The sequence below is a fragment of the Shewanella corallii genome (assembly GCF_023349125.1).
GTDB classification, from domain to species: domain Bacteria; phylum Pseudomonadota; class Gammaproteobacteria; order Enterobacterales; family Shewanellaceae; genus Shewanella; species Shewanella corallii.
In genome coordinates, this window is record NZ_JAKIKT010000007.1 from 254,145 (window position 1) to 277,709 (window position 23,565).

The window sequence follows — 23,565 nt, forward strand, 5'->3', positions numbered from 1 at the left end:
ATTTAGGAGAGTATATGAACAAGTGGACCAAAATCCTGGCTGTGCCTTTGTTGGCGGTAACAGGTTTGATGAGTGGCTGCGCAACCAATAATGCACTGGTAAATGTTCATGGTGAGGTTTGGTATCGCGAACGTATCGCCCTGCCGCCTGAAGCTGTATTGGTGGTGCAGTTAAAAGATGTGTCCCGTGCCGACGCGCCTGCTGAGGTGATCGGCGAAATGGAGCGTACTGATGTCAGTACCCCGTCGACCTTCTCTTTTGTGATGGACAGAGATCAGTTCGAACCGGGTCATACCTACGCCATTGGCGCACGCATTATGTTGGGTGACCAGCTGTTGTTCATTAATACTCAGGCTTATAATGTCGATTTGGATTCGTCCGAACCGATGTCAGTACTGTTGAATAAGGTTGGCCACTGATACCTCATGGTAAAAGCTGCGCCTGCCGTGATTAAGGAAGAGGCGCAGTATGCCGGTCAGGATCCCAGATAACCTTCCCGCTGCCGGGGTGTTAGTTTCTGAAAACATCTTTGTGATGTCAGAAACCCGGGCAGCCAATCAGGATATTCGCCCCATGCGGGTGCTTATTCTGAATCTTATGCCCAATAAGATTGAAACCGAAACCCAGCTTCTGCGTCTGCTGGGTAACACACCACTGCAGGTGGACGTGGATCTGCTGCGTATTCACGATAAGGTCTCCAAGCATACTCCCACCGATCATATGAATACCTTTTACCGGGATTTCTCCCAGGTGAGGGACAAAAACTATGATGGCCTGATTATTACCGGCGCGCCGCTCGGCCAGATCGACTTTACCGAGGTCACCTTCTGGGACAAGATTCAGGAGATTATCGACTGGTCGCAAACCCATGTGACATCAACTTTGTTTCTGTGCTGGGCCGCCCACGCTGGTCTTTACCATCTCTATGGGCTGCAACGTGAACTGCTGCCCAGAAAACGCTCCGGAGTATTCGCTCACGAAAGGTCCGGTAAGCCTTACCCCTTGCTCCGGGGATTTGACGATGAGTTTTTCGCACCCCATTCCCGCTTTGCTGAAATCCCGCTGGAGAAGCTGAGAGCCCATCCGGACTTGGATGTTCTCGCCCACTCAGATGAAGCAGGTGCTTATCTGGTGCTGTCTAAAGATAATCGTCAGTTGTTTGTGACCGGGCATCCTGAGTATCAGAAACACACCTTGCGGGATGAGTACTTCAGAGATCTGGGAGAGGGACTGGAACCAGAATTGCCGAAGAATTACTTTAAAGGCGATGACCCGGATAACCGCGCCGTAGCCCGTTGGCACAGCCATGGCAGCCTGCTCGTCAGCAACTGGCTTAACTACTATGTTTACCAGCTGACTCCCTATGATCTCAATGATATGCAGGCGATGACGCCCTGGGAGTCCTGATTGTCAGTGCCTCAGCATTCGCAGCAAGTATGACCCATTAACAAAACAGCCTGCATTTAACGCAGGCTGTTTTATAGGTATTCACGCATTCCGCATTAGCGCCAGCTTGGTTCCAAACCCGATAAATATGGTGCCTGTGGTCACATCCAACCACTTTTTGAAGCGGCCTGAAGTAGCGAGTTGTTTAGCCTGTGACAGGGCCAGCACCATGGCACCAAACCATACAAAATTGACCAGAGCATGTGTGGTCACCAGAGTGTAAGCGGCTAATGCACTGTCATCGGCGCTGACAAATTGGGGAAAGGCTGCCAAATAGAACATAGAGACCTTGGGATTGAGCACATTGGTAAGGAAACCCTCCATGAAGGCGGTTTTCAGGGAAGTCGCTCCTTGAACATTAGCCTGAGCCTCAGCCTGAACTTGAGCAGGAGTACTGGTGCCAAATGCTTTGATAAGCGCCTTGATGCCAATCCAAATTAAGTAAGCGGCCCCCAGCATCTTAAATACAAAGAATGCGTTGGCAGACTGCAGCAGAAGTATCGATATTCCACATACTGACAAAGTGCCATGAATGTAAAAAGCGGCCACGAAACCGAAAACATTGGCAAAGCCCGCTTTATTACCTGACACAGGTACTGTCTTTGCGATTAAAAAACCGTTGGGGCCGGGCGAGATGACCAGCAGAGTCGCAACGACTGTGAATGTCATGATGGTGTTTATATCCAATTGATGCTCCTTATTATTACCCGCAAGCGATACCACTACCTTGTTAATTGCGGGAGTTAAACTGCCGACGGCCCATAGCCTTCAAGGCTGACAGCAACAAATTGGCTGACAATCCTGAAATTGATGAAGTCGCTCCGGCAGACGATCAATCTGTGTGGGAAGGAGGTGCCATCGTCGCCTTGCCAGCAGCTGTCAGCCTGTTCGATTGATAGCTTGGCACCGCGTTCGATAAGGCAGTTGTGACTATCAATCTGAATGCTGGGTACACCATCCAATTGCAGCTTTGCAATACCGCTTAGCGTTATCTTTGCGGAGCAGCGACTGACACCACTGCGCTGCCACCGCTTAGGAAGCGGAGAGGGAAGCGCGGCGAGATCTCCTGAGATGACGACCGAACCGGCATTGATGATCAGTCGCTCTATGATGAAACTGTCCAGCGATGGCGCCTGTTTGTAGATACCCATAACAGCTTGAGGGTTGGTGATTAAGTCTGTCCAATTCATCTCAGTTTCCATTTATTTGAATGCCTTAGTCTTCAGTGACTTAGTCTACGGCTATTTGCAGCCATGGAGCATACCTCTGGCTTCCAGACTGGCGCACAGTGCCGGGCACATGGGCTTGTCAAACTGACGTGTCTTTAGGTTTTGCCTGTGAATCAAAATCGCTTCAGCCAGATCGCCACTAATGTAAGTAAAATCGCATTGGTTAGTTGTACGATCCTGAGAGGGATGAGTCAGGCAAAAAGAGTGTCCTCTTTCATGCACCAGAGTATTGGCTATCTTGAGTTTGTCACGGTCCAGCTTCCATTTATTCAGTTTGGTGGAGTTGCCACAGGCGTTGGTTACCGCCGTGGTTGAGGACCAGGGATTCCACTTTCGCCACAGAAATACATCATTTTGAGAATAGGGGCCACGAGTGGAAAACTGCTCCAGTGCCCAGGCAAGGTTTGAGGGGTACTGGTTTAAATCTTCCTTTACCGAACCTGTTCGATTGTCATCCCAGTTGATGGCGCCATTGGATTCCAATTCGGTCAGAATTTCAGTGAATAGTGGGTCGTTTACCACCTCAGTCTGCAGGACAATGGCATCCTGTACTTTGGGATATTCGTCTGTCACCTGAGTGGCGGAGCAGCCTGTTATCAAGGCTATGCAGATTAAAAGGCAGAGGTATTTACTCATGGCGACTCCCTGTTTCCCGTATTAAGTCAGCGACTTCTGGTTGGCACAATCAGCTTGTGATTATGTTGAAGGCTTACACTAACTGCTGGGCGGCTCATTTGTCTGTTACTCATTTTTACTAACTTTTGCAAAATGACCAAAGGGTTACCCTGGCACCCTGAGTGTGAGCGCCAGCTATGACTCATTCAGCAAGAGCGGCAGCTATTTTCATAGCATTTTGCAAATAAGGCAGAATAGTATCCATTTCAAGCTATTGAAATAGAATGACTTAGCTCTTTGGCACAGATGCTGCTGGCCAGTTAACTATCTTGTTTTCATCTAAGGGTGAACAACTATGGATAGCTCACTAAAGCTGCTGACTTTGACTTTCTTGTCTTCGATATCACTGTCTTCACTGGCGGCGGACGCCACCCTGACTACCCACTCCGGGCCTATCGCTATTGACTGGATCAGTGACAGGTACGCGGGCTATGACAGGGTTGGTGATCCCCTTAATGTCACCAATATCAACAGCGAACTACCGACGACCTTTCTGACCGATATCTACAGCAGGATCCCTGATGGCAGGCGGGTTAATCCTGACTATATTGACGGCACTTCCCGCAGCAACCTGGTGATAGATGATGATTTTTCCGGACAGGTTACTGTGAGTGCCACTTTCCTGAATGAAGGGGCGTTTTTCAGAAATACCTTTGGCTATTTTCTTTATGATCCAGATTCTCCTCCTCAGACATTTATGGATATTGCCGAACATAAGATTATTTTTCCCAACGCGTCCAAGCCCCCAGCAGGAGGCCTGGTTCAGGGCGACTCTGTGCCATTGGATGTGGAGTTGGTTGCGGGTCAGGCAATGGGTTTCTTTGTCATTCCCAACGGCTGGGGGTTCAGCAGTAGCTACGCTGAGCTGGAGAGTTCCGGATACTGGAACCAACCCTTTTACAGCTTGCCCCACCTTAACCCTGAACCAGAGGGAGAGAAGCAACATAATGTGGTCTTCTATGATACCCAGAGTGAGTTGTTGGTGATCGGCTTTGAAGATGTACATCGTCGTCAGGGTGATAATGATTTCAATGACTTAATTTTTTCTCTAACCGTCACCCCTATATATGCTTTAGAGGGAATTGACGCTGGTGGCAGTGTTGAGGGGGAAGGTTATAACCTGCTGAATGACACACCAGAACCCGCTGGCTCCACCTCATATTATCCGTCACGAACCGGCTATGGCACTCTCATGTACGAAGATATGTGGCCAATTATGGGTGACTATGATTTCAATGATCTGGTCGTGAAGTACCGTTACACCATAGACAAAAATTATCTTGGCGCTGTGGAGTCTCTGGAAATGACTTATCAGATCCAGGCCATAGGTGCTGATTACCACAATGGCTTCGCCTTGCACTTGCCTAATGTTCTGAAGAGTAACATCCAATCTGCAAGCATCACCTACGGGCAGGAGAGTGTCACCCTGACGCCTGAAGCTGATGCGGGTGAAGTGGTGTTTATCCTGTCTGCCGATGTATGGGCTGATATTTCTAGCCAATGCGGCATGTTCCGAACTGTTAAAGACTGTAACGAAACCATGGGGCAGGAATATGTGTTTGCGGTGGAGTTTACTGAAGCCGTCAGTGAATCCAGTTTGGGCTTGCCTCCCTATGATCCTTTCATCTTCGCCACTGTGGGTAAATACCATGGCAATTTTTCAGGCCGTCAGTGGGAGGTACATCTGAAAGAGTTCTCAGGAACCAGTTTGTTTAACGTTGGCTGGATGGGACTGCACGATGACAACAGCAATGCCATTAACAGCTTTGTTAACGACAACAATATGCCCTGGGCAATGAACCTGGCGGATGGCTTCGCTCACCCGGTCGAACGTGTAGATATCCAACAGGCTTACCCCGACTTTAGAACCTGGGTACTCTCCAGTGGTGGAGAGAAAACCGACTGGTACGAACGTCGGAAAGCTGTGCTTGAAAAAATCTTCGATTAATCTTGGAGGCTCAACATGAAGAATGTCACTTTACAGTTTGCAGGTCTCCTCTGGTTGCTGCTTGCCATGGGATGTGGCGGAGGAGGCGATGAGGGCGGCGGTACCACAGTACCTTTAGATACCAGTGTCCCCGCAGATACTGCGCCAACAGAAACCGACACAGATCTCAGTGCCAATCTGGTTGTGAGTGAGACATTTGACTTCAGAATAGACAGAAGTCTACAGGTGTATTTGTCAGACACTCCACCGGGACCGGGTGTGGTCAATATCTATTACGCCACGGGATATTATGACGAGGTGACGCAAACTCATTATCCGGATCACACCGCATTGGTGGCAAGTTGGCGCCCCTCGATGGAGCAGGGCTTTAATGTGAATGTGAACAGCAACTGGCAGGGACTCTTGTTTGAGTGGGTGCCTGAAACCGCAGAGGGGCGGGAGCATTACCTCTACTTTCCGGACAGTGAATTGGGGGCAGAGCTCTATATCTCTTTGTAAGACAAATCAGGCCATTATGGTGATGGCCTTTGATTGGGCGCTAACGCTCATGAACAGAGCTCAGTTGGAGTCCTGAATCACCATATCCCAGAATTTGGCGGAGAGTTTGTTGATCTCGTTGGCTTCGGCATTCATCAACATGGCAAAACCTATATCCAGAGTGGGGGCGTAGGCAACATCGGCCCGGAACCCTGATACCCAGCCTGAATGGTATACCAGAGGAATACCGTCAAACTGGTAGATACGCCAGCCATAACCATAGTGAGCATCAAGCAGGTGTCCACGCCAGTAAAGGCGGCGCAGATCTTTTGCCGTTCTGACTCTGGGTTCCGTGACTTCTGTCAGCAACTCCTGCGACAACACGTCCGGTGCATAGCCCAGATTAGCGGTCAGCCACTTGGCCATATCTGAGATACTGGCATTCACACCGGCCGCAGGCTCAACCTTGTAATAATCTGGTTCCACTTTCACAGTGCGCCACACATAGCGGCGAATATCCCTGCCATTACTGTCCTTCTTGCCTGTTTTGCTGGCCTTAATCAGTACATGGGGCTTGGCAGTGTTGGGGTTGTCTTTGTATACGTCGATACCAACGGAGGCATTGGTCATGCCCAATGGCTGAAAAATCCGGCTTTCCAGCAGCTTAGCGTAGGACAGGGGCTGAACCTGTTCAATGGCAGGTTGCACCATAGAGTAGGCGATATTCTGGTAGCCGTAGCAGTTGTCGGGCTCACAAATGGGTGTGACCCGGTCAAACTGGCTGATGATTTTCTCCATACTCCAGTTCTCATGGAGCAGATTGTCGTAGGCGTTGGGCATCAAACCCGCAGAGTGACTCAGCAGATTATGGAGTTGAATCTTGTCTGCGGCGCCGGGTTTGGCCAGCTCAAACTGAGGAACATACTTGGTGACAGGGTCGGTCAGACTCAGCTGACCCTCCTGAGCCATCATGGTGGTCAAGGTGGCGGCGAATGGTTTGGACACGGAAGCCAGACGAAACACAGTATCTTTATCGACTTTCTTCTTCTTGCTGGTATCCAGATGACCAAAGGTTTCCAGTGCAATCACTTCTTCGCCTTTGACTATGGTGTAGGCGATACCGGGAATGCTCTTGTTGTTCAATTCACGCTTAACCAGGCTTGAGTACGCTTTGTTGAGTGACTGCAGATCTTCTGCGACAGCAGCCACAGGGGCAAGAAGACAGGAGGAAAGCGCAAAGAAGGCAAGACGCATGAAAATAAAATACCTGGATTTTAAAACCGCTGATGATGCCAAATTACAGCAAACTTTGAAAGTTATTGAACTCCAAGTATAAAAACAGGGTTTTCTGATGTAACCGGGATCTCATTTCTGCTGTGCTTAGTCCAAATTCAAACCGCTAAAGCCCCTGGGCCATTTCACCAAAGCAATCATTTGTGCTGCTCAGGGTTTTGTAAATCCTGAGTGACATTTGTACTGCCGAATTTGCTGCTCATTAGACCAATTAACACTTGCTTTACGTTCGCGTAAACGTCACAGTGCTAATATTTGAACAACCGAGGGCTTTCTGCGCCTCACGCAGAGGGTCTGGTCAAACAGACTGGAGTGGTTATGAGCACTGAAACGGATATTGTCATTGTCGCAGCCAAGCGCACCCCTATGGGTGGTTTTCAGGGGAGTTTATCCTCTGTGCCTTCACCTCAGCTGGCCGCAACGGCTATTAAAGGCATGATGCAGGACGCTGGTATAGCGGGTGAGCAGGTGGATGAAGTGCTGATGGGCTGTGTGCTGCCAGCAGGCCTCAAGCAGGCGCCTGCACGTCAGGCGACACTGGGCGCCGATCTGCCTTTGTCTGTCGGTGCGACCACAGTCAATAAGGTGTGCGGTTCCGGCATGAAGACAGTAATGATGGCCCATGACCTGATTAAAGCCGGTAGTGCCAATCTGGTGATTGCCGGTGGTATGGAGAGCATGAGTCAGGCGCCATATCTGCTGGACAAAGCCCGTGACGGCATGCGTATGGGCCATGGCAAGGTGCTGGATCATATGTTCCTCGACGGTCTGGAAGATGCCTACACCGGCGGTGCTATGGGTACCTTCGCGCAAAAGACAGCTGATGACTTTGACCTCACCCGTGAGCAGATGGATGCCTTTGCACTCTCCTCGCTGGAAAAAGCCAACGCAGCCATCGCCTCCGGCGCGTTTAACAATGAAATCGTGCCTGTGACCATCTCCTCCCGTAAAGGTGATGTGACTGTGGCTATCGATGAGCAGCCGGGTAATGCCCGTCCTGATAAGATCCCTGCGCTGCGTCCGGCGTTCGCCAAAGATGGCACCATTACTGCTGCCAACTCTTCTTCTATCTCCGACGGTGCCGCCGTATTGATGGTCACCAGCCGCGCCAAAGCCAAAGAGCTGGGACTGGATGTGCTGGCGGTGATCCGTGGTCAGACAACTCACTCTCAGGAGCCTGCGGCCTTTACCACAGCCCCTGTTGGTGCCATGAACAAGCTGTTTGCGAAAACAGGTTGGAGCAAGGATGAGGTGGATCTGTATGAGATCAACGAAGCCTTTGCCATGGTGACTATGCTGGCTATCTCTGAGCTGGGACTGGATGCGGCCAAAGTGAATGTGCACGGTGGTGCCTGCGCTCTGGGTCACCCAATTGGCTGCTCAGGCACCCGCATTCTGGTTACTCTGATCCACGCCCTGCGTAATCAGGGGCTGAAGCGCGGTGTCGCCAGCCTGTGTATCGGCGGCGGTGAAGCCACGGCTATGGCCATTGAAATCGAGTAATCCCCTGGCTGCACACTTTCTTGTTCCCGTAACACGGGTGTGCAGCCATTTTCATCAAAGCGTTATAAAAAATTCAACACCGGTGAGCTGACAGACGTAACAATTAAAAACAGGCGTACAGAGTAATTATCTATTGCTCTGGGCTCAGCGGGATAATCAACAGGACTTGAAGATGACCACGCAAATCAAACATTACATCGACGGTGAATTCACAACAGGCTCTGGAGATCGCCTGATCACAGTGACCAACCCTGCCAATAACCTGCCCATTGCCGAAATCAAATGTGCCACTGACGAGGAAGTCCTGGGCGCCATTGCCAGTGCCAAGTCTGCTTTCCAGACCTGGAAAGAGACGCCGGTTTCTGAGCGTGCCCGTGTGATGTTGCGTTATCAGCACCTGCTGAAAGAACACCATGATGAGCTGGCCACCATTCTGGCCAAAGAAACCGGTAAGACCTTTGAAGATGCCAAAGGCGATGTATGGCGTGGTATTGAAGTGGCTGAGCACGCCTGCAGCATCGCTTCTTTGCTGATGGGTGAAACCGTTGAAAACGTGGCCCGCAAAATTGACACCTACAGCTACACCCAACCCCTGGGTGTATGTGCCGGTATTACTCCCTTTAACTTCCCGGCGATGATCCCGCTGTGGATGTTCCCGCTGGCAATTGCCTGTGGTAACACCTTTGTACTTAAGCCTTCAGAGCAAGATCCTATGACGCCGCTGCGTCTGGCTGAACTGTTTGAACAGGCTGGCGCAGCAAAAGGTGTGCTGCAGCTGGTGCATGGTGACAAGAGCGCCGTGGACATTCTGCTGACCCATGAAGATATCAAGGCGATCTCCTTCGTTGGTTCTGTGGGTGTTGGCCAGTATGTGTACAAGACAGGTACTGATCACCTTAAGCGGGTTCAGGCCTTTGCCGGAGCCAAGAACCACAGTGTGATTATGCCGGATGCCAACAAAGAGCAGGTGCTCAACAACCTGGTGGGCGCTTCTGTGGGCGCAGCCGGTCAGCGCTGTATGGCGATCTCTGTGGCGGTATTTGTTGGTGAAGCCAAAGAGTGGATCCCTGAACTGAAAGAGCGCCTGGCCAAAGTCCGTCCGGGTCTATGGGATGATGCAGAGGCCGGTTATGGCCCGCTGATCAGCCCTCAGGCCAAAGAACGTGTTCTCAGCCTTATCGCCAAGGGTAAGGAAGAAGGCGCCGAGTGTCTGCTCGATGGCTCTGAGTTCACTCTGGAAGGTTATGAGTCGGGTAACTGGGTTGGCCCAACCATGTTCACCAAAGTGACCCCTGAAATGACCATCTACAAGGAAGAGATCTTTGGCCCGGTACTTTGCTGTGTTGAGTCTGACTCACTGGAAGATGCCATTGAGCTGGTAAATGCCAGCCCTTACGGTAACGGTACCTCTATCTTTACCGCCAGTGGCGCCGCTGCCCGGAAGTATCAGCACGAGATTGAAGTGGGTCAGGTGGGTATCAATGTGCCTATCCCTGTGCCGCTGCCTTTCTTCTCTTTCACAGGTTGGAAGGGCAGTTTCTATGGCGATCAGCACGCCTACGGCAAGCAAGCGGTGCGTTTCTTTACCGAAACCAAGACGATTACCGCCCGTTGGTTTGAGGACGATATTCCGTCCGGTCCCAACATGACCATTGCCCTCAAGTAATAGACAGTACAGATGCCGCCCCTGCGGCATCTGTTGGTTACAAGGCCTGACTATCTGGCCTTGTAACCAACACCAACTATGACAATAAGAGCCCGGCCCCTTGATTGATGAGTGAGTCGGGTCAAAGAACACAAGTGACAGGAGTTGTCAGATGGATTTCAATCTCAACGAAGATCAACGTCAGTTTGCCGAGCTGGCCCGTCAGTTTGCAGCCGAAGAGCTGGCTCCCCACGCAGCGCGCTGGGATGAAGAACATCATTTCCCCAAGGACGTTATTCAAAAGGCCGGAGAGCTGGGCTTTTGCTCTCTGTACTCCCCGGAAAGCGAAGGCGGTATGGGCCTGAGTCGTCTTGATGCCGCCATTATTTTCGAAGAGCTGTCGATGGGTTGTACGGCGACCACTGCCATGCTGACCATCCATAATATGGCCACCTGGATGATCACCACTTGGGGCAGCGAAAGCCTGCGCGGTGAGTGGAGCGAGGCCCTGACCACAGGCCAGAAGCTGGCATCTTACTGTTTGACTGAGCCTGGCTCAGGCAGTGACGCAGCCTCGTTACAGACCAAAGCGGTTCGCGACGGCGATGAGTATGTGATCTCCGGCTCCAAGATGTTTATCTCAGGCGCAGGTGACACTGAAATGCTGGTGGTGATGTGCCGCACCGGTGGTGAAGGTCCCAGAGGGATCTCTGCCATTGCCGTGCCTGCCGATGCTGCCGGTATTGTTTATGGCAAAGCTGAAGACAAGATGGGCTGGAACGCCCAGCCAACCCGTTTGGTGACTTTTGAAGAGGTACGTGTGCCTGTGGCCAACCTGCTGGGTGAAGAAGGCCAGGGTTTTACCTTCGCCATGAAGGGCCTGGATGGCGGTCGTATCAATATCGCCACCTGCTCTGTAGGCACTGCCCAGGCTGCACTTGAGCGTGCCACTGAATATATGCAGGAGCGTAAGCAGTTTGGTAAGCCTCTGGCGGCATTCCAGGCGCTGCAGTTCAAGCTGGCTGACATGGCGACTGAGCTGGTGGCAGCCCGTCAAATGGTACGTCTGGCTGCATTTAAGCTGGACTCGGGTGACGTGGAAGCGACCGCCTACTGCGCCATGGCTAAACGATTTGCCACAGATGTGGGTTTCCAGGTGTGTGATGCTGCACTGCAGCTGCATGGTGGTTATGGTTATATCCGCGAATATCCGCTGGAGCGTCATTTCCGTGATGTGCGTGTACACCAGATCCTGGAAGGTACCAACGAGATTATGCGTCTGATCATCGCGCGCCGTCTGCTGGACGAGCATGTGGGTGAAATCAAGTAAGGCACTGACTCTATTCGCTCCCACTGACGCCACATGCCATAAGCACAGGGCTACAAGCTAAGCGGCATAAGCATCAGGGGAGCTGTTGATTTACAGCGCAGCACTGCACAACAGCAAAGCCACGAATTCGAAGGAAAGGAATAATGACTCAACTGATTGAACGTATCGAAGGCAACACTGCCATTCTCACCATCAGTAACCCGCCGGCCAACACCTGGACACAGGAAGGTCTGTATAACCTGCGTGACAAAATTCTGGAGCTGGATGCAGATCCGGAAATCTACGCCCTGGTGCTGACAGGTGAGGGGGAGAAGTTCTTCTCTGCTGGTGCAGACCTAAAGTTGTTTGCCGATGGCGACAAAGGTAATGCAGCCACTATGGCCATGGCTTTCGGTGAAGCATTCGAAACCCTGAGTGCATTCCGTGGCGTGTCTATCGCTGCGATCAATGGTTATGCCATGGGTGGCGGTCTGGAAGTTGCCCTGGCCTGTGATATCCGTATCGCTGAGTCTCAGTCTCAGATGGCATTGCCAGAGGCTACAGTAGGCCTGCTGCCATGCGCAGGTGGTACTCAGAATCTGACTGCTCTGGTGGGCGAAGGTTGGGCCAAGCGCATGATTTTGTGTGGTGAGCGCATCAAGGCTGACAAAGCACACAGCATCGGCCTGGTGGAAGAAGTGGTTGAAACCGGCAAGGCACTGGAAACGGCCATTGAACTGGCGGCCAAAGTCGCCAACCAGAGCCCATCCAGTGTGGCTGTGTGTAAGCAGCTGATCCAGGCGGGTCGCGCAATGCCTCGTACTCAGGCGCTGCCATTGGAGCGTGAACTGTTTATCGGCCTGTTCGATACCGAAGATCAGGCGGAAGGGGTGAATGCTTTCCTTGAAAAGCGTAAGCCAGAGTGGAAGAACGCATAAGGGGTTGAACATGGATAAAGTAGTATTTCAAACCCTGGGGTGTGAAGGCAGCAAGCAGATAGGCATTGCTACATTGAACGTTGAGAAAGCGCTGAATGCGCTGGATCTGGATATGGTACGTCTACTTAAGGCGCAGCTGGAAGCCTGGCGCGAACAGGATGAAATTGTCTGTGTCGTGCTTGATGGTGCCGGTGAGAAGGCCTTTTGTGCCGGTGGTGATGTGCGGGCGATTACCGAAGCATCCCGCGCTAACCCGGGTGAGATAGCGCCTGAAGCCCAAACCTTTTTTACCGAGGAATACCAGCTGGATTACCTCATTCATACTCTGGGTAAACCAGTGATGGTGTGGGGTGACGGTATTGTGATGGGCGGTGGCCTGGGACTGATGGCCGGTGCCAGCCACAGAGTGGTTACCCAGACCTCCCGAATTGCCATGCCTGAGGTCACCATAGGCCTGTATCCGGATGTGGGTGGCAGTTTCTTTCTCAATCGTATGCCGGGTAGAACCGGGCTATTTTTGGGGCTGACCGGTTACAACATGAATGGCGCTGATGCCCTGTATGTGGATCTGGCCAACTTTGCCATCGACAGAGACAACAAAGAACCTTTGTGGGACGCATTGGCTGAAGTTCACTGGCAGGATGATGCCAATACCAACCATGATCTGCTGAGTCAGGTACTCAATGGTTTCAGCGATGACAATATTGCCGACAACAGCCGTCTTAAGGCGCATCAGGCGCGTATTGATGAGCTGATGGCCGGCTCTCTGGCTGACATTCACTCCTGTCTGTCGGCGCTGGATGATACCCATTTACAAGAGCGCGGCGAGGCATGGCTTGGGCGCGCAAGAGATACATTCCTGGCCGGCAGTCCGCTGAGTTGGAATTTGATTGAAGCTCAGATGCAACTGGGTACCGAGATGGAGCTGGCGGACTGTTTCCGCATGGAGCTGGGCTGGAGCGTTAACTGTTGTGCTCACGGAGATTTCTGTGAAGGCGTGCGTGCTTTGCTGCTGGATAAAGACAGAAACCCACAGTGGCAGTTTGCATCTCTGGAAGCGGTGACTCAGGAGGCGATGGATAAGCTGATGACTTCCCCCTGGGATGAGGCGTCCCATCCACTGAATACGCTCTGAATATCCTCTGACCAGAGGAGATAATTTGCCTTTGGCGCGAACATCACGAGTTTGCGCCAATCACATGGAAGATAAATAAGGAGAGCCCAAATGGCGACAGTAGCATTTATTGGTTTGGGTAATATGGGTGGGCCTATGGCGGCCAACCTGGTTAAAGCCGGTATGACAGTCACAGGTTTTGATCTTAACCCTGCTGCATTAAAGGCCCTGACTGATATTGGTGGTCTGAGTGCCAACACTGCCTGTGGCGCGGCTGCGGCGGCAGACATTGTCATTACCATGTTGCCTGCAGGCAAGCACGTACGCAGTCTCTACATTGGTAATAATGACCAAAAAGGTATTCTGGATGTCGTGGGTAAAGATACCCTGCTGATCGATTGCTCCACCATAGATGCGGACAGCGCCCGCACAGTGGCGGCAGCAGCTGCAGACAAAGGGCTTGAGTTTATCGACGCGCCGGTATCCGGTGGCACAGCCGGTGCGGCCGCGGGTACCCTGACATTTATCTGCGGCGGCAGCGACAAAGCCTTTGAGCAGGCCAAAACTGTGCTGGATGTCATGGGCGCCAATATCTTCCATGCCGGAGGCGCAGGTGCAGGGCAGATTGCCAAGATCTGCAACAATATGCTGCTGTCTGTACTCATGGTTGGTACCAGTGAAGCTCTGTCGATGGGAATCGATAATGGCTTGGATCCCAAGGTGTTATCCGACATCATGAAGGTCAGCAGTGGTGGCAATTGGACGCTGGATAAATATAATCCCTGCCCAGGGGTGATGGACGCTGTACCATCATCTAAAGGTTATCAGGGTGGCTTTATGGTGGATCTTATGGTGAAAGATCTCGGGTTGGCGATGGATGCAGCGCTTTCCAGTCAATCCAGTACACCTATGGGGGCACTGGCCCGCAGCCTGTATGTTAGTCACGCCAAGGGCGGCACTAAGCCCGGTGAAAACGGCAAGCGGGATTTCTCCAGTATTTTTGAACAGTTTGCAGTGCCTGCCAACGACGAATAAGCCGAATTACGTACAAGAATTGAGGATAAGTGGATGGATTTAAAAGATAAGGTGGTCGTCATTACGGGTGGCGCAGGTGGTTTGGGTCTGGCCATGGCTCAGGAGTTTGCGGCGGCCGGTGCCCGCCTGGCACTTATCGATGTCGATCAGGACAAACTGGAGCGTGCTTGTGCCGATATGGGTGGCAGTTTCCCTCAGACTGAAGTTCAGGGCTATGCACTGGATATCACAGACGAGGAAGATGTAGTTGCCGGTTTCCAGTATATTCTGGAAGACTTGGGCCAGGTCAACGTGCTGGTTAACAACGCGGGTATCCTGCGTGATGGCATGCTGCTGAAGGCCAAAGAAGGTCAGGTCACTGACCGTATGTCTCTGGCTCAGTTCCAGTCTGTTATCAATGTGAACCTGACCGGCAGCTTCCTGTGTGGTCGTGAAGCGGCTGCCGCCATGATCACCTCAAAGCAGCAGGGCATCATCATCAATATCTCCAGTCTGGCCCGCGCCGGTAATATGGGACAGAGCAACTATGCAGCCTCCAAGGCCGGTGTCGCTGCCATGTCCGTAGGCTGGGCCAAAGAGCTGGCTCGCCATGGTATTCGCAGCGTCGCAGTTGCGCCGGGCGTGATTGAAACCGAAATGACAGCGGCCATGAAGCCGGAAGCGCTGGAGCGTCTGGAGAAGATGGTACCTGTTGGTCGTTTGGGTAAGCCGGAAGAAGTGGCTAAGACTGTGATGTTTGCGGTAGAGAATGATTACATCAATGGACGTATCCTGGAAGTCGACGGCGGCATCCGTTTGTAAGGGGTGGTGTCATGGGTTGAGCAGGGCGTCTTTTCTTCCCCAACGGCATTGCCGCTTCTCGTGTAGGTGAACTACACGTCGGCGCGGCGGCTTTGTTGGAAAAAGAAAATTCACTCCTGCCATTGGCTGTGAGTCAGCAACGCCCATGTCAGAAAAAGAAATGCCCGGACACTCCGGGCATTTTTGTGTTTGCTGTTTTAATGGGGTAACCAACTTAGGGATAAGTTACTTTGTGCTGAAAGGGATATAATGCTTTAATCTGCTGGAGCTTCAGCGTTCTGCTTAATTGTCTTGTTAGCTTTACGCTTCTCTATAAGTTCCTTCAATGGAGAGTTGCTTGGATAAAGAACCTTTGCACTAGGAACATCTCCTGAGGCTGGGTCAAGGTGAGAATCTTGGTCATCAAAAAAGATGTGTGGCTTAAATGCCTTCAGGAATCTACTCTTTTGAAGTCCTCCGAGAAAGAAAGCTTGATCAATATAGACATTCCAAGCTCTCATTGTTTTTATAACTCTCATCTCAGCTGGACTATTTCTTGCCGTCATAATAGCAAGTTTGACGGGGGAATATTCTATCCTTCCAGGTAGCCTTTCTTGTACTTTTGATAGCTTCTTCAGCAAGTTGGCATATGGTCCTTCTTGTAACGGAACATCCTGGTGCTCATCTTCCTTGCTCCAGAATGTTTCTAAGCCCTCAGTTTGATTTACAATCTCACTTGCCTCACTAAATATTACGGCATCGGCATCAAATGCAAATCTAACTTGGCTTTCGTCCAAGCTTTGTCCATTGCTCGGTGGCTCTTTAACTAGTGCCGCAGCACAAACACCACTATCAATAACCTCTTGAGCATCTTCTTCGTTTGTTGTTAAGAAGAGATCTACATAAAAAGCGTCGAGATAACTTGAGCTTTTTTCTCCTGCAGTAAAAGCTGAGCTAGTTATCGGCAACTCTCTGCGACGAATCTCCTTTAACACTCTAAAACCTGTTTCGGGACTATTTCTAGAGATGACCACAACTTCAACGATCGGACCTTTTGAACATTCTTGTTGATGAGAGTTAAGGTTTAACAATGAGCGAACTAATGGCATTCCTGTTCCGTCATCTAACTCTTCATTCTCTTTCTCGAGCATATAAGTGCGATACTCATCAATTGCGGTATCTGGATCAGATTCATATTTTTGCTTGAAAACTTTATCAGCCTCAGAAAGATCAAAAAGTGCAGTTGCAGAAACTCCTACAACTAAAGTTTCGTTTAATTCAATTGGCATATCCCCTCCTTGGTAAGCTAACGCCCAACATAAAGAGCCGGAGCGCAGCGATGGTCCGAGCCCGAAGGGCGATTTTTAATGTTTTTGTTATATGTAATTACAAGCGCTTCCGATCCTTCAGGTAATACTTGACAGCAAGGAACCAGAAAGATAATAGAGTTATCAAAGCTAACTTGTCGTATTTGCGGAGAATTTTTTCAGAAATCACAATTTCTAGAGCTTTAAAGTGTCCATGCAGTTCAAAGTTAGATAAAAGGTAGCTTCCAAAAGTATCTATAGCAATATAGAAAATAACACCCATGAACAATGCCCACTGCGTTCGTCTCGACAATGCTAGAACATACAAAAATTCGGCTAACCAATTAGGCATAGAGTTTCCTTACTCTTGGGACATATAACATTTTAATAATTAGAACGCCTGCTTATCCATTTTTGCGCTACCACGCTATTCATCCGTCTTAGCTACAAAATCAGCTACTTAAAGTATCTATAGATAGATAAGTTTACGGACAAATCGAGACGTCTTGTTATCTCGCCACACCAGTCACGCTTATTGGACAAACGTTATCAGCAATAGACTGAAAAATCGACAGTTTTTAGCTAAGCAGCAGATAAATGAGAATGTGCCGTGTGCGATAACAGGAGTCGTTTTCTGTTACCTCCGATCTAACGGGATAACCTACTCGTATCGGCAACTTAGGAACATTAGCCTGAGGTGAGGGTCTTGCCTCTGTCCGTTCTCCCAAGGCATAGTCGGTAGCTGCATTTGCAAAGACATAAGCATTCAAGGAACCCTGATGTCACCCAAGTTGAAATGGACCATTAAAGGTCGGCTCGAGATTGTTTATACCGGAACTCTTAAGTCGATGGAGCGATATACCGGCTATGCCCGTTTGTTCCATGGCGATAATCTTTATGGCGAAGGGGAGTGTATTGACGGCGTGAAGGTAGGGCCCTGGAAGCACTACCATGCTGACGGACAGTTGATGCAGGAATGTACCTACAACAGTAAGGGCAAGGAGGAAGGGGTTTGTCGCCACTATCAGGCCAATGGTCAACTCTCCTCTGAGGAATGGTTCTTGAGCGGAAAGCTGGATGGTGAATGCCGAACCTGGTATGAGGATGGAGCGCTCAGCTCCCTTTGCCAACATGATAACGGAAAGCGCCTGGAGTCTCGGGAGTATTATCCCAACGGAGCGTTGCGCATGGTGATGCAGTTTGAGAATGACAAGTTCAAAAGTGAGACTTGGTACCGTGAAGACGGCAGTCTGTGGCGGCAAACTTAGGCTAACCCCTCTATCTGATTGAAGATTAGTTACGCAGAATACTGAATGTTGTCCTCGACTCTGATGGTGAGAGATATCTTCGAGGCGTTGGAGGGACCATGCCGACTCTCCGTGGATATGGAAAAAGTTTGGTCACTCTTTGGAATATTAACTGAATTCGCTGTTGGTTCTGTTAGCACTGAAACGCTTTCTGAATTCGGTCGGTGTTAGACCAAATTCACGTAGAAATACCTTCCTGAAAGCACTGATATCTTGATAGCCCACCTCATAAGAAATCTCAGTAATGGCTTTCCCTGTTAACTCTATCAATTGGCAGGCTGTGTGCAGACGAAGTCTTTGTAAATATTGGATGATTGTGAAGTCGACAGCAGTTAAAAAACGTCTCTGCAGCGTCCGCTGACTCACGAAAAAATGCGCCGCAATGGCTTGTACTGAAATCGGTTTAGCATAATTGGCATCCAAATAGTCTTGGGCTTTAACAACGAGTTCATCACCATGGTCTCGTTTGGGGACGAATTGGCGGTAAAATCGCTGTTCTCGAAATCCGCTGTCCACGACCATTTCCTTTGATAGACGCTGAGCAATCGTTGGCGATGAGAACATCGACACAACTTCAAACAGCAAATCAAGCCATGCCATAAGACCACCGGCAGTAATCACGTTACCTTCATTAACGATGATCGCATTTTCATTAAGCTTCACACTGGGGAAAGTGGATCGAAATGAATCGGCCAATCGCCAGTGCGTTGTGCAGAATTTATCATCCAGAAATCCCCCCCTTGCAAGAATAAAAGCACCAGCACAGGCGGAAGCAAGCACGGCGCCTTTTTGCTGCATGGTTGATAGGTATTGATATAGGGGGAGATTTTCCTTCATGTAAAAGTCGTCATTGATACAAGGGGGCAACACCACGACCATGGCCTGCTCTTGAGTATCAAGATAGTCCAACCCACAGGTATTCACTTCAAACCTGACGGCTACCTCTAACTGCGCGCAAATAGTGTTGGCAATTGCCATGGCTTCAGTTAATCCATGCACTGCAGTTTGACTGGCTGTTGGGTAGTTAACAATGGCTACTTTTATGCTTTTCATTAGATAAGGTTTGTCGCAAATGACCTTTAAAGTGTCATTTTAGACTCTCGTTATAGGAACTCAATATGAACATAATTTGCACATCCCAGCGAGAGACTTGAAGGAAATCAAAATGACTAAACAAGCTTTAATTGTTATCGACATCCAGAATGACTATTTCGAGGATGGCAAATACCCGCTCTATCAACCCGTTGAGGCAACTCAAAGAACGTTAGAAGCCATGGCCATTGCACGTGAAAAGAACATTCCCATTATCCATATTCAACATCTGGTATCACCGGAGTTAGGAGAGGGCTTGTTTTTTTATGACGGCTCCGAAGGTGCAAAAATCCACAAGGATGTGATGGCGGCGGCCCCCGATGCTCCAGTGGTGACTAAGCGTCATGCGGATTGTTTTGAAAACACCAATCTTGAAGCACTATTACAGTCAATGGGCATTGAAGAGGTTCTGATAACAGGGATGATGACGCACAATTGTGTCAACCACACAGCGCTTTCTCCTGCAGCGACAAAATACAATCCCAAAGTCATAGAAGAGTGTTGTTGTACTGTAGATCCTATTGCCCATGCATTAGCGGTTGACTCTATGCAGGTTCGTGGCATAGAGATGCTGACGATTGAAAAAGCGTTCGCATAATCTTCTGAAACGCTGGCTGACAATTTAAGGACCAAGGATTAGCTCGCTTTAACAACACAATCTGGCGCGCACCGGGAGCAGTAGGAGTGATATGCCTGTGGTGCGCTGCGTATGGTGATTCAGTTTGAGAATGACAAGTTCAAAAGTGAGACTTGGTACCGTGAAGACGGCAGTCTGTGGCGGCAAACTTAGGCTAACCCCTCTATCTGATTGAAGATTAGTTACGCAAAAAGGTTGAATTTCTGTCACAATTCCAATGATGACCGACACGTTTTCAGGGAGTAATCAGGTTTGTCGTTTGCGAATGGATTGGAAAAGTGGACCCGCAGAATGATGCTGTTTGTTGGCATTCTTGGGGTCGTTGTGATTTACGGGGGCTTTTTTTATCTCTTCTTCAGCGGTCGTGACACCTCTGCCATCCCCTGGTTTTTCCTGCTGAGTCCCTGGATCTGCATCTTCTTTGGACTGTCTGAGGCTGAGCAGCGCCGCACCCTTGTTTGGTTTATTGCCAAGTTCAAACGTTGAAACTGACAAGCATCAAACGGGTTCTATTTTCCCGCACTGACCTCCTAAACCCTTGATAATGGCACAGTCTGAGCCCTCATCGCCTTTACACTCATCCACCAGAGTTTTCAGCTCTTGCTTCAGTGCTTTGAGTTTCTTGATTTTGGTTTCTACTTCCTGCAGATGCTGGCTGGCCAGCCTTTTTACTTCAGCTGAGGTTCTTGCCTCGTCGTTTCTCAGTGACAGCAGTGCCTGACAGTCTTCCAGTGTAAATCCCAGCTCCCGACAGTGATGTACAAAGGCCAGCGCTTCAATATCCTGCTCACGATAAACACGGTAGCCATTGTCACCGCGTTGGGCTTTAACCAGGCCGATGTCGTGATAATAGCGAATACTCTTGATGGTCATACCGGTACGCTTTGATACTTCGCCGATTTTCATCCTGACTCCAAATAAGTATGGGTTTGTCACAGATTGGATTAAGTGCGATTTAAAGAGGCTTGACTCTCCAGTTGGGGGAGACTTTAACCTTGCTCCATCAATAGTTCAATGTCCCGGGAAAATGAATCAACCGGGGGAGTGATAGTCATGGATAAGTCCTCACTGGCGCCTGCCAATAACGCTGTTTCTCAATTTCATATCAGCAATATGAATTGCGGCAGCTGTGTGCGCAAAATTACCGCTTTATTCCCCACAGAATCAGAATCAGAATCTGAGTCTCTTGCTTTTGACCTGCCAGCCAAAACCCTGAGTTATTCGGGAGAGCTGGCTGCTGATTCTGTATTGGCAACTTTGATTGATGCTGGCTATCAGGCGGAACTCGTCTTGCCGGAAAAACAGCTGCCTGTTATTGAACTGACTATTACCAATATGCGTTGCGGCGGCTGTGCAAGGCGGATTCGCGAGCTATTTGAGCCCCTTGCCAATGTCACCGCTGAGACAGACGTAGCAACCAAGCGTCTGACAATCAGGGGGGATATGTCAAAAGGCGAGGTTAAAGCCAGATTGGCGATTGGCGGCTATGACTTTGCCCCGGTGACAGACGCTGTCACTGAGCAAGTTGCAGTACAAACAGAGGCTGATACTGCTTTGGCTACTCAGGTTGATAAGGTGCAATCTCAAACAGCTATGGCTGATGCCATGACCTTCTATGTGCCGGATATGAGCTGCGCCTCCTGTGTCGCTAAAATTGAGAAGGCCTTTGATGCCGGAACGGCCGTGGTGAATCTGGCAGACAAGCAGGTGCAGGTGGCAGCAGGTATCTCCAGTGAAAAGGCGATCGCTTTGATTGCCGGAGCCGGTTACCGGGCTGAGCTGGTGGTTGATGCCCGTAAGGCGGCAGAGCAGAAGCAGCTGAGCGATAAAAAAGAGTACCGTACCCGCATTAAAGAAGCGGTTTTGGGCCTTGGCCTGGGTATTCCTTTAATGATCTGGGGCCTTGCCGGGGGCGAGATGATGATTAACTCCCCAGAGCTGCAAATTGGCTGGGGCATAGTGGGTATCATCACAGGCTTTTTGCTGGTCACTACAGGTAAGCATTTCTATCAGGGGATGTGGCGCGCGCTGAAAGTGGGCAGCTCCAATATGGATACCCTGATTGTGCTGGGCACCACCACAGCCTGGTTGTACTCAATGCTGGTGGTGCTGTTTCCCCAGTGGTTCCCGGCCAGTACCCGTCATGTGTACTTTGAAGCCAGTGTGATGATTCTGGGCTTAATTAATCTGGGACATGCGCTTGAGCTGCGTGCCCGGGGCAAGACCAGTGAAGCGGTGCAAAAGCTGATAGGTATGCAGTCCACCACCGCCATTAAAGTCACTGAACAGGGCGATGAAGAGGTTGAGATTAGCTCTTTGGTGATCGGTGACAGACTGCGTTTGAAACCCGGTGCCAGAGTGGCACTGGACGGTATTGTGGAAAGCGGCAGTTCGGCGCTGGATGAGTCCATGCTGACCGGTGAGCCTGTACCTGTGATGAAACAGGCGGGTGATAACCTGAGTGCCGGTACAGTTAATGGCAATGGTGCCATCATCTATCAGGTGACGGCGCTGGCCAAAGACACCAAACTGGCGAAAATTATCGCTCTGGTGCAGCAGGCGCAAACCTCGAAAATGCCTATTGGCCGCCTGACCGACAAGATTGCCGCCTATTTCGTGCCGGCAGTGGTGTTGATTGCGCTGATCTCCAGTCTTATCTGGTATCTGGTTGGTCCGGCCCCTGCGTTATCTCATGCGCTGGTGGTGTTGACCAGTGTACTGATCATCGCCTGTCCCTGTGCACTGGGGTTGGCCACACCTATGTCGATCATGGTCTCAGTGGGCCGGGCAGCGCAGATGGGCGTGCTGGTGAAAAATGGTGAAGCGCTGCAGACCGCCTCCAAAGTCGATACTGTGGTGTTGGATAAAACAGGCACAGTGACTCTGGGTAAACCGGATGTGACCGAAATTGAAGTGCTGACTCATGACGAAGAGCTGGACCAAAACCACCTGATGCAGGCCATTGGTTCGCTGGAGCAGCATTCTGAGCATCCGCTGGCTTCTGCCATGGTTGCCAAAGCAAAAGCCCTGAGCCTGGTGATGCAAGAGCCCGAAAGTTTTGATAACTATCAGGGCAGAGGTATTACCGGTAAGTTGAATGGTAACAGCTGGGCCATAGGTAATACCAAGCTGATGACAGAGCAGGGCGTCAGTGGGTTAAGTCAGGTCGATGAGCTGCTGGAAGGCTGGGCAGCTCAGGGAAAAACCCCGGTTTATATTGCCCGTAATGGCGTACTGGTGGGGGTAATTGCTATCAGTGACCCAATTAAACCTGATGCGGCGCAGGCGATTGCCAGACTGAAAGCCAACGGCATCAAGGTGGTGATGCTGACAGGTGACAATGAGAAAACCGCAAAAGCGGTTGCTGCTCAGGTGGGTATCGAGGATGTTGTCGCCAATGTGCTGCCGGATGAGAAGCAGGCCGAAGTGCTGCGCCTGAAAGCTGAAGGTCGCATTGTGGCTATGGTAGGTGACGGTATTAATGATGCGCCTGCGCTGGTCAGCGCCGATGTGGGGATTGCCATGGGCAGTGGCACTGAGGTGGCGATTGAAAGCGCCGACTTCACCTTGTTGTCCCATCAGCTGACCACTTTGGGTGACGCGCTGGCATTGTCACGGGCCACCATGGGCAATATCAAGCAGAACCTGTTTGGTGCCTTTATTTATAACACCTTGGGGATCCCGGTTGCGGCTGGTGTGCTGTTTCCACTGACAGGTATCTTGCTTAGCCCAGTCGTTGCTGGTGCAGCCATGGCTTTATCGTCATTGACTGTGGTGACTAATGCCAACCGCCTGAAAGTGGTGAAGCTGAAATAACACCTGGTTACACC

General features: G+C 50.4%; 23 protein-coding genes. 15 read left to right on the top strand and 8 right to left on the bottom strand.

Going from position 1 to position 23,565, the window contains the following annotated elements; all coding sequences use genetic code 11:
- The first annotated feature begins 14 nt into the window (after positions 1 to 14).
- Positions 15 to 419, top strand: coding sequence for a YbaY family lipoprotein (locus tag L2725_RS17410; RefSeq protein ID WP_115137888.1), 405 nt, complete (start codon positions 15 to 17; stop codon positions 417 to 419).
- Between the two features lie 49 nt (positions 420 to 468).
- Positions 469 to 1,407, top strand: a complete 939-nt coding sequence (metA, locus tag L2725_RS17415; RefSeq protein WP_249250126.1) for a homoserine O-acetyltransferase MetA — start codon at positions 469 to 471, stop codon at positions 1,405 to 1,407.
- Positions 1,408 to 1,488: 81 nt separating this feature from the next.
- On the opposite strand, the gene L2725_RS17420 is transcribed toward metA, so the two are convergent.
- The 3 genes from L2725_RS17420 to L2725_RS17430 are packed head-to-tail and all read right to left on the bottom strand — an operon-like array spanning position 1,489 to position 3,311.
- Complete coding sequence (locus L2725_RS17420; protein ID WP_249250127.1) at positions 1,489 to 2,133, bottom strand: LysE family translocator; 645 nt, start codon at positions 2,131 to 2,133, stop codon at positions 1,489 to 1,491.
- A gap of 56 nt (positions 2,134 to 2,189) precedes the next feature.
- A complete protein-coding gene (locus L2725_RS17425) occupies positions 2,190 to 2,636 on the bottom strand; it encodes a hypothetical protein (RefSeq protein WP_249250128.1) in 447 nt (148 codons plus the stop codon).
- Positions 2,637 to 2,687: 51 nt separating this feature from the next.
- Positions 2,688 to 3,311: a hypothetical protein gene (locus tag L2725_RS17430; RefSeq protein ID WP_249250129.1), complete on the bottom strand. Its 624-nt coding sequence runs from the start codon at positions 3,309 to 3,311 to the stop codon at positions 2,688 to 2,690.
- Positions 3,312 to 3,645: 334 nt separating this feature from the next.
- On the opposite strand from L2725_RS17430, the gene L2725_RS17435 reads away from it, so the two are divergent.
- Both L2725_RS17435 and L2725_RS17440 read left to right on the top strand, forming a co-directional pair.
- Positions 3,646 to 5,298, top strand: coding sequence for an LruC domain-containing protein (locus L2725_RS17435; RefSeq protein WP_249250130.1), 1,653 nt, complete (start codon positions 3,646 to 3,648; stop codon positions 5,296 to 5,298).
- A gap of 15 nt (positions 5,299 to 5,313) precedes the next feature.
- The gene (locus L2725_RS17440; protein ID WP_249250131.1) at positions 5,314 to 5,796 is read left to right on the top strand and encodes a hypothetical protein; all 483 of its coding nucleotides are present in this window, start codon (positions 5,314 to 5,316) and stop codon (positions 5,794 to 5,796) included.
- A 60-nt stretch (positions 5,797 to 5,856) separates the two neighbouring features.
- Here L2725_RS17440 and L2725_RS17445 read toward each other — a convergent pair whose 3' ends face one another.
- Positions 5,857 to 7,029 (bottom strand): serine hydrolase domain-containing protein, encoded by a 1,173-nt coding sequence (locus L2725_RS17445; RefSeq protein WP_249250132.1) that lies wholly within the window; start codon positions 7,027 to 7,029, stop codon positions 5,857 to 5,859.
- A 357-nt stretch (positions 7,030 to 7,386) separates the two neighbouring features.
- Here L2725_RS17445 and L2725_RS17450 point away from each other — a divergent pair, with 357 nt between their 5' ends.
- The 7 genes from L2725_RS17450 (at position 7,387) to L2725_RS17480 (ending at position 15,413) form a co-directional block, all read left to right on the top strand.
- Positions 7,387 to 8,571: a thiolase family protein gene (locus tag L2725_RS17450; RefSeq protein WP_249250133.1), complete on the top strand. Its 1,185-nt coding sequence runs from the start codon at positions 7,387 to 7,389 to the stop codon at positions 8,569 to 8,571.
- A gap of 172 nt (positions 8,572 to 8,743) precedes the next feature.
- Entirely contained in the window at positions 8,744 to 10,237 is a 1,494-nt protein-coding gene (locus tag L2725_RS17455; RefSeq protein WP_249250134.1) for a CoA-acylating methylmalonate-semialdehyde dehydrogenase, read from the top strand.
- A 151-nt stretch (positions 10,238 to 10,388) separates the two neighbouring features.
- Positions 10,389 to 11,546 (top strand): acyl-CoA dehydrogenase family protein, encoded by a 1,158-nt coding sequence (locus L2725_RS17460; RefSeq protein ID WP_249250135.1) that lies wholly within the window; start codon positions 10,389 to 10,391, stop codon positions 11,544 to 11,546.
- 143 nt (positions 11,547 to 11,689) lie between these two features.
- Positions 11,690 to 12,463 carry an enoyl-CoA hydratase gene (locus L2725_RS17465; protein ID WP_115137899.1) on the top strand — a complete coding sequence of 258 codons (774 nt, stop codon included), beginning with the start codon at positions 11,690 to 11,692 and terminating at the stop codon, positions 12,461 to 12,463.
- Between the two features lie 10 nt (positions 12,464 to 12,473).
- Positions 12,474 to 13,598, top strand: a complete 1,125-nt coding sequence (locus tag L2725_RS17470; protein ID WP_249250136.1) for an enoyl-CoA hydratase/isomerase family protein — start codon at positions 12,474 to 12,476, stop codon at positions 13,596 to 13,598.
- 90 nt (positions 13,599 to 13,688) lie between these two features.
- Positions 13,689 to 14,612, top strand: a complete 924-nt coding sequence (mmsB, locus tag L2725_RS17475; RefSeq protein ID WP_249250138.1) for a 3-hydroxyisobutyrate dehydrogenase — start codon at positions 13,689 to 13,691, stop codon at positions 14,610 to 14,612.
- Positions 14,613 to 14,645: 33 nt separating this feature from the next.
- Complete coding sequence (locus L2725_RS17480) at positions 14,646 to 15,413, top strand: SDR family oxidoreductase (RefSeq protein WP_249250139.1); 768 nt, start codon at positions 14,646 to 14,648, stop codon at positions 15,411 to 15,413.
- 254 nt (positions 15,414 to 15,667) lie between these two features.
- Here L2725_RS17480 and L2725_RS17485 read toward each other — a convergent pair whose 3' ends face one another.
- Both L2725_RS17485 and L2725_RS17490 read right to left on the bottom strand, forming a co-directional pair.
- Positions 15,668 to 16,681 carry a 5'-nucleotidase gene (locus L2725_RS17485; protein WP_249250140.1) on the bottom strand — a complete coding sequence of 338 codons (1,014 nt, stop codon included), beginning with the start codon at positions 16,679 to 16,681 and terminating at the stop codon, positions 15,668 to 15,670.
- A gap of 97 nt (positions 16,682 to 16,778) precedes the next feature.
- Positions 16,779 to 17,051 carry a hypothetical protein gene (locus tag L2725_RS17490; RefSeq protein WP_249250141.1) on the bottom strand — a complete coding sequence of 91 codons (273 nt, stop codon included), beginning with the start codon at positions 17,049 to 17,051 and terminating at the stop codon, positions 16,779 to 16,781.
- A gap of 427 nt (positions 17,052 to 17,478) precedes the next feature.
- On the opposite strand from L2725_RS17490, the gene L2725_RS17495 reads away from it, so the two are divergent.
- Positions 17,479 to 17,967, top strand: coding sequence for a toxin-antitoxin system YwqK family antitoxin (locus tag L2725_RS17495; protein WP_249250142.1), 489 nt, complete (start codon positions 17,479 to 17,481; stop codon positions 17,965 to 17,967).
- A 147-nt stretch (positions 17,968 to 18,114) separates the two neighbouring features.
- Here L2725_RS17495 and L2725_RS17500 read toward each other — a convergent pair whose 3' ends face one another.
- On the bottom strand, positions 18,115 to 19,059 hold the full coding sequence (locus tag L2725_RS17500) for a GlxA family transcriptional regulator (protein ID WP_249250143.1): 945 nt from the start codon (positions 19,057 to 19,059) through the stop codon (positions 18,115 to 18,117).
- A 112-nt stretch (positions 19,060 to 19,171) separates the two neighbouring features.
- Here L2725_RS17500 and L2725_RS17505 point away from each other — a divergent pair, with 112 nt between their 5' ends.
- Positions 19,172 to 19,696, top strand: coding sequence for a cysteine hydrolase family protein (locus L2725_RS17505; RefSeq protein ID WP_249250144.1), 525 nt, complete (start codon positions 19,172 to 19,174; stop codon positions 19,694 to 19,696).
- A 330-nt stretch (positions 19,697 to 20,026) separates the two neighbouring features.
- Positions 20,027 to 20,221, top strand: a complete 195-nt coding sequence (locus L2725_RS17510; protein ID WP_428985300.1) for a hypothetical protein — start codon at positions 20,027 to 20,029, stop codon at positions 20,219 to 20,221.
- Positions 20,222 to 20,233: 12 nt separating this feature from the next.
- Here the strand turns inward: L2725_RS17510 and cueR are convergent, their stop codons facing one another.
- Positions 20,234 to 20,641, bottom strand: a complete 408-nt coding sequence (cueR, locus tag L2725_RS17515; protein WP_249250145.1) for a Cu(I)-responsive transcriptional regulator — start codon at positions 20,639 to 20,641, stop codon at positions 20,234 to 20,236.
- Between the two features lie 147 nt (positions 20,642 to 20,788).
- Between cueR and L2725_RS17520 the strand changes: the two genes are divergently transcribed.
- Positions 20,789 to 23,551 carry a heavy metal translocating P-type ATPase gene (locus L2725_RS17520; RefSeq protein ID WP_249250147.1) on the top strand — a complete coding sequence of 921 codons (2,763 nt, stop codon included), beginning with the start codon at positions 20,789 to 20,791 and terminating at the stop codon, positions 23,549 to 23,551.
- Positions 23,552 to 23,565: the final 14 nt, after the last annotated feature.